The sequence below is a fragment of the Gilliamella sp. Pas-s25 genome (assembly GCF_009795885.1).
Lineage (GTDB): Bacteria > Pseudomonadota > Gammaproteobacteria > Enterobacterales > Orbaceae > Gilliamella.
In genome coordinates this window covers 39,394-52,534 of record NZ_WTEV01000004.1, presented here as the reverse complement: position 1 = coordinate 52,534, position 13,141 = coordinate 39,394, and the positions used below count along the sequence as shown (strand labels likewise).

Here is a 13,141-nt window from a genome sequence, read left to right as displayed (position 1 = left end):
AATAAATTAAGGTTATTTTTAATAATGACAGTTGAAATAACGACAAAATTTAAATTAATTTTAAATTTAACAAATAATATATTTGCAATAGCAAAATTCTTTGCATTTATTTTAAATAATATCTTGGACAGAACTTGGTCGTAGCGTTATTTGCCAATAGGATAAGTTTTTCTTTCGTGATACAATTTATTAAGTATCTGTTCACTTAAATAGAGAGTGAAATGACATTCATAATAGAATTGGTAAGGAATTAATATGCAAACAATTGAAGGTAAAGTGGCTGCGCCAAAAGCGAAAGTTGCAATTGTGGTGGCACGTTTTAATCATTTTATTAATGATAGCCTAGTAAATGGTGCAATTGACGCATTAACACGTATTGGTCAAGTCGATGATAAAAATATCACGGTTATCTGGGTTCCAGGTGCTTATGAAATTCCACTTGCTGCCAAAGTTGTAGCACAGTCGAAAAAATATGATGCAATTGTAGCGTTAGGCACTGTCATTCGGGGGAGTACGGCGCATTTTGATTTTGTCGCGGGTGAATCAAGCTCTGGCTTATTAAGCGCAAGCTTAGATAATACCATTCCTGTCGGATTTGGTATTTTAACTACTGAAAGTATAGAACAAGCTATTGAACGTGCAGGCACTAAGGCTGGCAATAAAGGTGCTGAAGCTGCATTAACTGCGCTGGAAATGCTAAATATTATTAAAGCAATTAAGGAGTAATTTAGTGGCATTAGTAAATCCTCGTCGTCGAGCAAGAGAATGTGCAGTACAAGCCATTTACTCTTGGCAAGTTTCCAGAAACGATCTTGCTGATGTTGAGACAAGTTTTATTGCAGAACAAGATATGAAAGGCGTTGATGCTAAGTATTTTCGTGAATTGTTGAATGGAGTAGCCAAAAATACTGCTGAATTAGATGATAAAATGGCGCCTTATCTCACTGAGCGCTCGGTTGATGAATTAGGGCAAATTGAATTAGCGGTACTTAGAATTGCACTATATGAATTAATGAAACGTCAAGATGTACCTTATAAAGTGGTCATTAATGAAGCTATTGAATTAACTAAAACATTTGGTGCTGCTGACAGCCATAAATTTGTTAATGGCGTATTAGATAAAATAGCCCCAACCATTCGTACGCGATAACCGATTAATTGTGAGATTGATATGAACGACAATACCGAAAAAAGCAAACCCACTATTTTTTACGCTAAAAATAGTGCACCAAAGAAATCTTCTCGCTCAGCTACAGAAAAGTCTACCGGATGGAAAAGTAAGCGTAAAGATGATTCATTTCAGTCGAAACCTAAACGCGATCGTCAAGACCGTATTGAAACATTCAAACCTCGAAATGATAAATCAGATTTTATAAAAAATAAGTTTAGTGTTGAACTTAATCAATCTCAATCTTTCATCGCTAACGATTCGCCATGGCAAAAAAGAGTCCGTACTAATCAACAAACACCTACATTTGGTTATGATGGATATCGTCAACAAAAAGAAGAAACTTTGGTTTATAGTGAAAATAGTTGTAAGGCTGTTTTCAAACATCGACGTACAGCGATTGTCAAACTATTTATTACCCAAGAGATGGCTTATCAGTTTAAAGATATAATCGACTGGTTGGTTAAACAGCGGTTAGGTTATGATGTTGTCTCTAGTGAACAAATTAGCAAAATAACCCAAACTCAACACCATGGTGGTGTCTGTTTAATTGTTAAAAAGCGTGTTCCGCTTACCTTATTAGATTATTTAGAAGAGCAAAGTGATAGAGATCATGATTGTGTGTTAGCCATTGACGATGTTAACAATCCTCATAATCTAGGTGGATTAATACGTAGTGCTGCATTTTATGGCGTTAATGGGGTGATGTTGCGCCAAACAAATTTACTTGATAGTGGTGCAGCTATGCGTGTGGCCGAAGGCGGAATAGAGGCTGTTGAAGCAATTAAAAGTGATGATTTTGTTGCTTCACTTGATATGCTTAAACAACGCGGTTACCAAATTGTCGCACTATTACCTTGCCAAGCAAAGTCCATTGCATCAAGTGAATTGCATAAAATTCGTTTTAATAAAAAAGTTGCATTAGTCATATTCCAACAAATTAATATGAAACTTATCAACTGTGCTAATGTTGTTGTGCATTTAAAAGGCAACGATAACATGCCTGCATTGAATATTTCGGTCGCAACAGGTATTTTATTATCTAACTTACAAAAATAAGTACATGTTATTTTATTTATTATTAATAAGTTAGATGATAAAGCATAATTTGATTAGAAATTGCTTTTTTTTTCTGTAAATTGTTATTAATTTTTGAGTGTTTTGGTAATTGTCATGGCTTTTAAGCATAAAGTTGGTTTAATTTTTGGGAAGTTTTATCCTTTACATTGTGGTCATATTTATTTGATTGAAAAAGCTATGAGCCAAGTTGATGAATTACATATTCTTCTTGGTTGCGAAGCCTCACGCGATAAGCAACTCTTTGATAAAAGCCATTTACCAAAACAACCTCAAGTAAGCGACCGTTTTTCGTGGTTAAAAGAGACGTTTAAAGATCGCCATAATATTCATATCCATGTACTTAACGAAGCAGGTATTGAATTTTATCCTAACGGTTGGCAAGATTGGAGTGATCGTGTTAAGCAGCTCCTTGCAGAGCATAAAGTTATCCCAAATGTTGTTTTTACCAGTGAACCTCAAGATGTCAAAAATCATGAGCACTATTTTGGTTGTTCGGTTGCCATTGTTGATGCTGATCGACATTTTATGAACATCAGTGCCACACAAATCCGCGAAAATCCTTATAAGAACTGGTCTTTTATTGCGCAAGCAGCAAAACCTTTTTTTGTTAAAAAAGTGGCTATTATTGGTCAAGGTAGATTTTGTGAATTACCTATTCAGCTGGCTAATATTTATAATACGCAATATGTGCCTAATGGCTATATTAATTATATCGAGCGAGAAATCTCGACCCATCATAACTATTTAAGTGAATCTGATTATATTAAAATTGCGATGTTACATGTCGAACGAGTTTCAAAAGCTGTTGAAACTGCTAATAAACTTGTTTTTACCTCAATTGATTTTGCTACACTAATGCAATATTACAGTCAAATCTTCCAAAAAGATAATGATGTTTTAAAAGCCTTTAAAGACAGCTACCATTTTGATTTAGTTATTCACGAAAAAGATTTAAACCCACAATGTTCACAGCAGGAGTATTTTGAAACAGTCTCAAAGAAGGTTGAAGCATTATTGATTTAGTTCATCACATTTATTATGGCTTATGCTAAAATAAGGCAAATCTTTGTGATAGGTAAATTTTATGTCTCAATCTTTTGATAATAAAGACAATACAAATCAAGAAAAAATTGATTTTGGTTACACGCAAGTTCCAAAACAAGAAAAAGTCAAACGTGTTGCCGAAGTCTTTCACTCTGTTGCTGATAAATATGATGTTATGAATGATCTTATGTCATTTGGTATTCATCGTATTTGGAAAAAAATCACCATTGAATATAGCAGTGTACGTAAAGGCCAAAAAGTTCTAGATCTTGCTGGGGGAACTGGTGACTTAACGGCAAAATTCTCACAACTGGTCGGTGATGATGGATTAGTTGTTTTAGCTGACATTAACGAATCAATGTTAAAAGTTGGACGAGATAAACTCCGTGATAAAGGCTTATTTAAGAATATCGAATATGTACAAGCCAATGCAGAAGAATTACCTTTTACTGATAACTATTTTGATTGTATCACTATCTCATTTGGTTTACGCAATGTCACCGATAAAGAAAAGGCTTTACGATCCATGTGGCGGGTACTGAAACCTGGTGGACGCTTATTAATTCTTGAGTTTTCTAAACCACAATATCAAATACTAAATAAAGCGTATGATTTGTATTCATTTTCCATGTTACCATTAATGGGAAAAATTGTGGCAAATGATTCTGAAAGTTATCGTTATTTAGCCGAATCAATTCGTATGCATCCCGATCAAAACACATTGAAAAAAATGATGCAAGATGCAGGATTTGTTGATGTGAAATATCACAATATGACCGGTGGTATTGTTGCGTTACATATTGGCTTTAAATTTTGATGTGATGAATAATAATGACATTTTTTAGACTGTTTAAAATCTTAACTGTATTTCGAGCCTACCAGTTGAATGAACTATTGCCGAAACATCGTTCATCAAAATGGCTTCGTACTTTATTATTCTGCCTATTTTGGGTTAGACCTAAGGCAAAACATCAAGAAATTGGTGAACGTTTACGACAAGCGCTGCAAGAATTAGGACCAGTCTGGATAAAGTTTGGACAAATGATTTCAACTCGGCGTGATGTGTTACCAAAACATATAGCCGAAGCTTTGGCTAGATTGCAAGACCAAGTGATTTCTTTCGATGGAAAAATGGCTAGACAATTGATTGAGTCTGCATTAGAGCAACCGATAGATCATTATTTTTCCGATTTTGATGAAAAGCCATTAGCGGCAGCATCAATAGCACAGGTCCATACCGCAGTATTAAAACGTAGCCAAGCCGAAGTTGTCATAAAAGTTTTAAGACCTAATATTCTACCAGTTATTCAAGCTGATATCGGTTTAATGTATTGGGTGGCTAAACAATTTACTAAACGTATCAAATCAGGCGAAAAATTACGAGCTGTTGAAATAGTGCATGATTATGAAATGACGCTATTAAAAGAGTTAGATTTACAAAAAGAGGCTTACAATACTGTTAGATTGCGTGATAATTTTATCAATAGTGATACTTTATATATCCCTTATGTTTATCAAGATCTTTGTCGAAAAAATGTAATTGTTGAAGAGCGTATTAAAGGCATTCCCATCTCCGATATCGAGCAACTCAAGCAGAATAATGTCAACATGAAATTACTTGCAGAGCGCGGTGTTCAAGCTTTTTTTACCCAAGTATTTCGTGATAACTTTTTCCATGCTGATATGCACCCGGGGAATATTTTTGTCGATATTACCGATCCACAAAATCCGCGTTATATTGGTATTGATTGTGCCATTGTTGGCATATTAAGTAATGATGATCAGCGCTATCTTGCTGAGAATTTCTTGGCTTTTTTTAATCGAGATTATCGAAAAATAGCCGAAACTTATATCGCATCAGGTTGGGTACCAGAAACTACCGATGCTATCGCACTTGAAATGGCAATGCGCAATGTGTGTGAACCAGCATTTGCAAAACCTCTAGCTGAAATCTCATTTTCACAGATTTTACTGCAATTATTTCAAGTTGCTCGTCAATTTGATATGGATATTCAACCTCAATTAACCCTTCTTGAAAAAACGCTATTTTATATTGAAGGACTTGGTCGTCAGCTTTATCCTGAACTTGATTTATGGCAAACAGCAAAGCCATTTTTAGAAAAATGGTATCAAGATAAATATAGTGCAAAAAAAATACTGCAACAAGCTTGGGAATCGTTGCCCGAGTGGCGCACTCTATTGCCACAGTTACCAGAAAAATTAAATGATTTTGAACGAACCGCCAAACAGATGAATGTTCAATTAAAACAAATTAATCAAGAATTACAGCATAGTAAAAAGCGTGAACGAACGCTATATGGCATGCTTGGATTAGTTTGCGCTTTATGTCTTATGATATTGATAGTGCGTTGAGCTGATTATTTGGGAATATTCTAATTTGCGTGTATAATTTTGCTATTAACACCCCCACTGGAGATAATTATCATGATGCCAAGCTTGCCTCAACTTCTCATCTTAATTGCTGTTGTTGTACTATTATTTGGAACAAAAAAATTACGTTCATTGGGTTCAGATCTTGGTGAGTCAATTAAAGGCTTTAAAAAAGCAATGAATGATGATGACGGTAAAAAAGATAGCAATAATTCACAAAAAATCGAAAATACCGATTCATCTGATACTAACACCAATAATGACAAGAAAGAGTAACCCGTGTTTGATATCAGCTTTGGTCAATTACTATTAGTATTAATTATTGGTCTGGTGGTATTAGGGCCAGAACGGTTACCTGTTGCGATAAAAACAGTTGCAGGTTGGATAAAGGTGCTACGCCGAATGTCAGCCACTGTACAGTTAGAGTTAAATAAAGAACTTAAACTGCAAGAATTACAAGACAGTTTAAAAAAGGCTGAAAAAAGTGGTTTAACAACTCTTACGCCTGAAATTCAAGAATCTATTGACGACTTAAAGCGTGTAACTGAATCATTACAAAACGAAATCGACTCAGCAACGCAAATCGATCCACAAACACATTCAGATAAAAAATCATGACAGACGATGCTACTCAACCATTAATTGGACATCTTGTTGAACTCAGAACACGGCTTTTACGTTGTATTATCTGTATTTTATTGGTATTAATTTGTTTATTTTATTTTTCTAATGATATTTATCATATTGTAGCAAATCCGCTCATCAGCCAATTACCTCAAGGTAGTAGCATGATAGCAACCGATATTGCCGCGCCATTTTTTACACCGATTAAACTGACTGCGGTGGTAGCGATATTCATTTCTATTCCGTATGTGTTATACCAAGTTTGGGGCTTTATTGCGCCAGCACTATACCAACACGAAAGACGTTTGGTGATGCCTTTAATTGTATCAAGCACAATCCTATTTTATATGGGGATAGCGTTTGCTTATTTTGTGGTGTTTCCATTAGCGTTTTACTTTTTTATTCATACGGCACCGGTTGATGTTGCAATCAACACTGACATTACCAAATACCTCGATTTTGTCATGACCCTTTTTGTAGTATTTGGTTTTGCTTTTGAAGTGCCTGTGGCAATTATTTTGCTCTGCTGGACTGGAATCACCACACCCAAAAGCCTACGTAACAAACGCCCTTATATTATTGTTGGTGTGTTTGCCGTTGCAATGTTTGTTACACCACCAGATGTTTTTTCACAAATATTATTAGCTGTACCTATCTGTTTACTGTTTGAAATTGGCACCTTTTTTGCCCGTTTTTACCAACCGCGTCAACATGACAATATAGAAGATGAGAGCCAAGATTCTGAACAATAGACATAAACAGATAACCAATGAATTAAACTGAACAAGTAAGGATAACCTGTCATAATGAAAACATCATTACCTGATTTTAATTGTGCCAATGTATTAGTTGTGGGCGATATTATGTTAGATCGCTACTGGTATGGGGGGACTAATCGAATATCACCTGAAGCCCCGGTTCCTGTCGTTAAAATTGACTCTTTAGAAGAACGCCCAGGCGGTGCAGCCAATGTTGCCATGAATATAACTTCACTTTGTGGTAACGCGCGACTTATTGGCTTAACAGGCATTGATGAGCCAGCTAAAATTCTTGATAAACAACTCAGTAAACATAATGTTTACTGTGATTTTGTATCCGTTTCAACGCACCCAACCATCACCAAATTGCGAGTTCTATCACGCAATCAACAATTAATTCGTATCGATTTTGAAGAAGGATTTGGTAATATTGATGCAACCCCTATTCTTGAACGCATTCAAACAGCATTAACGACTCATAAAGTGTTGGTTTTATCGGATTATGCTAAGGGCGCATTATCGGCAGTTCAAGCAATGATTAAGCTTGCTAATCAAGCTAATGTACCGATTTTAGTTGATCCCAAAGGTACGGATTTTGAGCGTTATCGTGGTGCAACATTATTAACGCCAAATATGACTGAATTTGAAGCCGTGGTTGGACACTGCCAAAACGAAGAAGACATTGTCGAAAAAGGTTATCAGCTTATCAAAAAGTATGATCTTAAAGCCTTGCTGGTCACGCGTAGTGAAAAAGGTATGACACTACTACAATTAGACAAACCAATTTACCACCTGCCAACCCAAGCCAAAGAAGTCTTTGATGTCACCGGCGCAGGCGATACTGTAATTGCGACATTAGCCGCTTCTTTAGCTGCTGGACAATCTTTAGAAGAAAGCTGCTTTTTAGCCAATGCTGCAGCTGGTGTGGTTGTTGGCAAACTAGGTACATCGACTGTTTCACAAGTCGAACTAGAAAACGCTATACGCGCACGTGCTGATGATGGTTTTGGCGTCATGAGCGAAGACGAACTAAAAGAAGAGGTCCTAAAGGCGCGCATGCGTGGAGAAAAAATTGTCATGACCAATGGCTGTTTTGATATTTTACATGCAGGGCATGTTTCTTATTTGGCAAATGCTCGGAAACTTGGCGATCGCCTAATTGTTGCTGTAAACAGCGATGCCTCGGTAAAAAAACTAAAAGGCGAATCAAGACCAATAAACCCACTTATGCAACGAATGATTGTACTAGGTGCACTTGATTCGGTTGATTGGGTTGTGCCATTTGAAGAAGAAACTCCTCAACGACTCATTGCTAATGTCTTGCCCGATGTCTTAGTCAAAGGTGGCGATTATAAACCTGAGGATATTGCCGGTGGAAAGGAAGTAATTGCCGCAGGTGGAACGGTTAAAGTGCTTAACTTTGAAGATGGTTGTTCCACAACTAATATTATTAATGCAATAAAAAATCGCTAAATCTTATTGTCAAGCAAATCGGTTACTCATTGGAGTAACCGATTTGCTTTAGAATGGGAAAAAACAACTATTTATTTTCTTATTTTAATTACGCCTTAAGACAAACTTTAAAAAAATCATCAAAAAACACTAGCAATGTTGACCAAGTCTTTAATAAAAAAATTATTAACAGTTATTGAAAATTAATAGTTAATAACTATTGTTAAATTTCAAAATTAATACTTTTTTTATTACGCGCTTTATGCAAAGCTAATGACCAAATTATGAAAAAGAGTATTAAGGATATTTTATGACCAAACATTATGATTATATTGCCATTGGTGGCGGTAGTGGTGGGATAGCATCAGTCAACCGAGCTGCGTCCTATGGAAAAAAGTGTGCCATTATTGAAGCGAAATTATTAGGTGGAACCTGTGTGAATGTTGGTTGTGTGCCTAAAAAAGTGATGTGGTATGGTGCACAAATTGCTGAAGCCATCAATCACTATGGTCCCGATTACGGTTTTGATACTACTATTAATCAATTCAGTTGGGATAAATTAATTGCTAGCCGAAGCGTTTATATTGATCGAATCCATCAATCTTATGATCGGGTTCTGAATAATAACAACGTTGATGTGATTCATGGATATGCTAAGTTTGTTGATTCTCATACAGTTGAGGTAAATGGTGAACATTATAGTGCCGATCATATTCTGATAGCTGTGGGGGGAAAACCAACGATTCCGAATATCCCGGGGGCGCAATATGGTATTACATCTGATGGATTTTTTGCGCTAAAAGCCTTACCTAAGCGTGTGGCAGTTGTGGGCGCTGGTTATATTGCTTGCGAAATCGCAAGTGTATTACATGCACTTGGCGCACAAACTCATCAATTTGTTCGCAATGCCACACCATTACGCACTTTTGATCCATTAATTGTCGAAACATTAATGGAAGTGATAAAAACAGAAGGGCAACAACTTCATACTTTTGCAGTGCCAAAATCCGTTACTAAAAACAGTGATGAGTCATTAACTTTAACACTAGAAAATGGCGAAAGTTATACTGTCGATTGTTTAATTTGGGCAATTGGTCGTGAACCTGCTACAAATGACATGAATTTACAGGCAGCAGGCATTGACATTGATAATAAAGGCTTTGTGATAGTGGATAAATATCAAAATACCAATGTACAGGGTATTTATTCAGTCGGTGATGATACAGGCGCCATGGCATTAACGCCGGTTGCGGTTGCCGCGGGTCGTCGCTTATCAGAAAGGCTTTTTAACAATAAACCTGATGAACATTTAGATTATAGTAATATTCCAACCGTCGTCTTTACACACCCAGCAATTGGTACAGTAGGCTTAACTGAGCCAGAAGCGATACTGCAATATGGTGAAGAAAACGTCAAAGTCTATAAATCCACCTTTACGGCCATGTACACCGCAGTTACGCAACATCGTCAACCGTGTCGGATGAAGTTAGTGTGCGCTGGTAAAGAAGAAAAAATTGTGGGTATTCATGGTATTGGATATGGTATGGACGAAATGTTACAAGGCTTTGCTGTAGCACTAAATATGGGTGCAACGAAAAAGGATTTTGATAACACCGTTGCGATTCACCCAACTGCTGCTGAAGAGTTTGTTACCATGCGTTAATATGATAGCTATTTGTATATCATATTAGTATATAGCACACAGTTAAATAACAAAGCAGGGAACTCGCCCTGCTTTGTTATTGCTAAAATCATTACTGGCTAATAATTAGTTGAGTTACTGCTCCAGCCCTTTTTTGCTAAAGGATAGAAACCAACTCCAATTGCAATTAATGCCACAAAAGAGATATAAATACCCGCACCCAAATAACTATATTCTCCTAATAAGTGTTCAGGACTTAATAGATAAATCGTTAACGTTGGCGTAATAGCGCTAAATAACGCATAAGCTAAATTATAAGAAAACGACAAACCTGAATAGCGGATTGCTGGTGGAAATGTTCTTGTTCCAATAATTGGTGTCATGGCGACAGAGCCGATAAAAAGCCCAAACACCGCCCAAATCAAATAAAGTTTAGTGATTGACATATCAGGCGATAAAGAACCATAAAAATAGAGACCAGAAACAGCAAGTCCACCCCAACAAATCATCCCAGTTTTTGTTGAACCAAGCTTATCATCTAACCAACCAAAAATAATACAACCTAATGTTAAGGTCAAAGCCGCAATACAACCACCGATCCGCCAATCAAGGTTGGCAAAATGATACATTCCACCAACAATACGACCCGGGGTAATTAAAATCCCCACCATAATTGCAGTAGACAATGACCAAGTTAACAATGCAACAATTAAACACGCTGTTTTGTGTTTTTGAAGCACAGTAACAATAGGGATATTTTTTTCAATCGCTTTACGTGCCGCTAACTCCTTAAAAATAGGTGTTTCAGATAAAAAACGGCGCAAATAAACTGAAATAACCCCAAAAATACCGCCAATAATAAACGGGATACGCCATGCATAATCTAAAATATTTTGTGTGGTAAAACAGATATCAATAATAATTGTGACAATAAAACCAAGCAAAATCCCGCCAGTAATACCAGAAGTTAATGTGCCAACACCAAGTCCATAACGTTGTTTTGGCACATGCTCTGCAATAAATACCCAAGCACCTGGCATTTCGCCACCGATCGCTGCACCTTGCAACATGCGCATAATCAAAAGCAATAGTGGTGCAAAAATACCGATCATTTCGTAAGTGGGTAAAACCCCAATGATGAAAGTCGGTAGCGCCATCATTGCGACACTTAGGGTAAACATCTTTTTACGGCCCATTTTATCGCCAAAATGTGCCATAATAATACCGCCCACAGGACGGACTAAATAACCAGCAGCAAAAATTCCCCACGCAAACAGATCTAACGTCAAAGGGGATAATGTATGAGGTAAAAATAGCGGTTTAACGATGGTATCGATATAAAGCGCATAAATAACAAAATCATAAAACTCTAGCGTACCGCCTAAAGAAGATAACACTAACGTTTTTAGATCTTTACTATTTAATGGTCGTGCATTGGGTTGTAACCGAACATTGATTTCAGACTGATTCATGAACTAACCTTATTCTTATTGTTAAATAGAGATAAAAAATCAAGAAAATTTATCTTTTTTGACCAAATCTTATAAAGAATCCTCATTCTGCCACAAAAAGATGCCTTTTTTCCTATCATAAAAAAATTTAATGAATGAGATTAAACTGTGTATTTAATTTATAATCTTAATATATTTATATTTTATTGGATAAAAGATATCATCATTTACCATACCATGGTGGTTAATCTAAAAGGATGATTTAATGATAGACCAAAAAGTAAAGCGTTGCAGTTGGGTGACAAACGATCCACTGTATATTGCTTATCATGACAACGAGTGGGGCATAGCCCAATATGATAGTCTTAAGCTATTTGAAAAAATTTGTTTAGAAGGACAACAAGCTGGCTTGTCGTGGATTACCGTATTAAAAAAGCGAGATGAGTATCGGCGTTGTTTTTTCAATTTTGATCCTCAAAAAATTATAAAATTATCGCCTGAAGATATCGAAAAATTACTTGAAAATAAAGGATTAATTCGTAATCGATTAAAACTTAATAGTATTGTAAAAAATGCACAAGCTTATTTAGCTATGCAAAATAATGGTGAAGATTTTTCACAACTTATTTGGTCTTTTGTTAAGGGTAAACCGATGATCAACCACTATAAAGACAAAAGTGAAGTCCCCGTGAGCACCGAACTATCTGACCAGATGTCAAAGGCGTTAAAAAAGAGGGGCTTTAGTTTTGTTGGCTCAACGATTTGTTATGCATTTATGCAATCAATGGGACTAATCAATGACCATTTTGACGATTGTTTTAAAAAAGGATATTGATTTAATGAAAATTTTAAAATTATTCAATTATGCTGTTATCGCCATTTTAGGTTATTTTATTGTTTGTAATATTATTATTTTTATCTATGCTCAACAAAAGCCCATTGATAACGCTGATACATTAGTTGTGTTGGGTTCACAAGTTGTTGGCACGCCAGCAATGGCGCCTTTAACCTTACAAATTCGCTTAGATGTAGCTGCCACTTATTTGCAAAATAATCCCAATACGAAAGCGGTTGTTTGTGGTGGACAAGGCAAAGACGAATCAGCCACTGAAGCTAGCGTGATGTTTAATTACTTGGTAAATCAAGGAATAGACGCTTCGCGAATCTATATTGAAGACAAATCAACCCGAACAGCCCAACAATTTATATATGCCAATGAGGTATTACCATTAGGGAAAACGGTTGTTGTTACTAATGATTTTCATTTATTACGCTCGGTAATGCTAGCTAAACGTTCAGGAGTTACGGATGTATCGGGATTATCGGCGCCATTACGTTTTTCTAATTTTGATAAATATATTGCAATGATAAGAGAGCCTTTAGCATTAGCTAATTCGTGGTTATTTGATCATCCTAAAAATGAGATTTAGACAGGCTCTTTTTTGACTATTTATTTAAACCGCTTGATTTTTAAAATGGCGTATATTTGCATGATTAGATAAATAAGCAACAGCTGTTTTTGCGTCTTGTC

General features: G+C 36.1%; 14 protein-coding genes. 13 read left to right on the top strand and 1 reads right to left on the bottom strand.

Annotation, left to right across the window (positions count from 1 at the left end; all coding sequences use genetic code 11):
- The first annotated feature begins 255 nt into the window (after window positions 1-255).
- From ribH to gorA, 11 genes are all read left to right on the top strand, one after another.
- Window positions 256-726, top strand: a complete 471-nt coding sequence (gene ribH, locus GQ593_RS03040) for a 6,7-dimethyl-8-ribityllumazine synthase (RefSeq protein ID WP_160430566.1) — start codon at window positions 256-258, stop codon at window positions 724-726.
- Between the two features lie 4 nt (window positions 727-730).
- A complete protein-coding gene (nusB, locus tag GQ593_RS03035) occupies window positions 731-1,150 on the top strand; it encodes a transcription antitermination factor NusB (protein ID WP_160430565.1) in 420 nt (139 codons plus the stop codon).
- Window positions 1,151-1,171: 21 nt separating this feature from the next.
- A complete protein-coding gene (locus GQ593_RS03030) occupies window positions 1,172-2,227 on the top strand; it encodes a TrmH family RNA methyltransferase (protein WP_160430564.1) in 1,056 nt (351 codons plus the stop codon).
- Between the two features lie 114 nt (window positions 2,228-2,341).
- Window positions 2,342-3,271 carry a multifunctional transcriptional regulator/nicotinamide-nucleotide adenylyltransferase/ribosylnicotinamide kinase NadR gene (gene nadR, locus GQ593_RS03025; RefSeq protein WP_160430563.1) on the top strand — a complete coding sequence of 310 codons (930 nt, stop codon included), beginning with the start codon at window positions 2,342-2,344 and terminating at the stop codon, window positions 3,269-3,271.
- Window positions 3,272-3,332: 61 nt separating this feature from the next.
- Window positions 3,333-4,109 (top strand): bifunctional demethylmenaquinone methyltransferase/2-methoxy-6-polyprenyl-1,4-benzoquinol methylase UbiE, encoded by a 777-nt coding sequence (gene ubiE, locus GQ593_RS03020; protein WP_160430562.1) that lies wholly within the window; start codon window positions 3,333-3,335, stop codon window positions 4,107-4,109.
- A gap of 14 nt (window positions 4,110-4,123) precedes the next feature.
- Window positions 4,124-5,665, top strand: coding sequence for a ubiquinone biosynthesis regulatory protein kinase UbiB (gene ubiB, locus GQ593_RS03015; RefSeq protein ID WP_160430561.1), 1,542 nt, complete (start codon window positions 4,124-4,126; stop codon window positions 5,663-5,665).
- 72 nt (window positions 5,666-5,737) lie between these two features.
- The gene (gene tatA / locus GQ593_RS03010) at window positions 5,738-5,959 is read left to right on the top strand and encodes a twin-arginine translocase TatA/TatE family subunit (RefSeq protein WP_085248606.1); all 222 of its coding nucleotides are present in this window, start codon (window positions 5,738-5,740) and stop codon (window positions 5,957-5,959) included.
- Between the two features lie 3 nt (window positions 5,960-5,962).
- Complete coding sequence (tatB, locus tag GQ593_RS03005; protein ID WP_160430560.1) at window positions 5,963-6,301, top strand: Sec-independent protein translocase protein TatB; 339 nt, start codon at window positions 5,963-5,965, stop codon at window positions 6,299-6,301.
- Window positions 6,298-7,059 (top strand): twin-arginine translocase subunit TatC, encoded by a 762-nt coding sequence (tatC, locus tag GQ593_RS03000; RefSeq protein ID WP_160430559.1) that lies wholly within the window; start codon window positions 6,298-6,300, stop codon window positions 7,057-7,059. The genes tatB and tatC overlap by 4 nt, the downstream gene beginning before the upstream one ends.
- A 54-nt stretch (window positions 7,060-7,113) precedes the next feature.
- Window positions 7,114-8,538 carry a bifunctional D-glycero-beta-D-manno-heptose-7-phosphate kinase/D-glycero-beta-D-manno-heptose 1-phosphate adenylyltransferase HldE gene (gene hldE, locus GQ593_RS02995; RefSeq protein ID WP_160430558.1) on the top strand — a complete coding sequence of 475 codons (1,425 nt, stop codon included), beginning with the start codon at window positions 7,114-7,116 and terminating at the stop codon, window positions 8,536-8,538.
- A gap of 289 nt (window positions 8,539-8,827) precedes the next feature.
- Entirely contained in the window at window positions 8,828-10,180 is a 1,353-nt protein-coding gene (gene gorA / locus GQ593_RS02990; protein WP_160430557.1) for a glutathione-disulfide reductase, read from the top strand.
- Between the two features lie 98 nt (window positions 10,181-10,278).
- Here gorA and GQ593_RS02985 read toward each other — a convergent pair whose 3' ends face one another.
- Window positions 10,279-11,631: an MFS transporter gene (locus GQ593_RS02985; RefSeq protein ID WP_160430556.1), complete on the bottom strand. Its 1,353-nt coding sequence runs from the start codon at window positions 11,629-11,631 to the stop codon at window positions 10,279-10,281.
- A gap of 244 nt (window positions 11,632-11,875) precedes the next feature.
- Between GQ593_RS02985 and GQ593_RS02980 the strand changes: the two genes are divergently transcribed.
- Together GQ593_RS02980 and GQ593_RS02975 are read left to right on the top strand one after the other, a co-directional pair.
- The gene (locus GQ593_RS02980; protein ID WP_160430555.1) at window positions 11,876-12,445 is read left to right on the top strand and encodes a DNA-3-methyladenine glycosylase I; all 570 of its coding nucleotides are present in this window, start codon (window positions 11,876-11,878) and stop codon (window positions 12,443-12,445) included.
- Window positions 12,446-12,449: 4 nt separating this feature from the next.
- The gene (locus tag GQ593_RS02975) at window positions 12,450-13,040 is read left to right on the top strand and encodes a YdcF family protein (RefSeq protein WP_160430554.1); all 591 of its coding nucleotides are present in this window, start codon (window positions 12,450-12,452) and stop codon (window positions 13,038-13,040) included.
- Window positions 13,041-13,141: the final 101 nt, after the last annotated feature.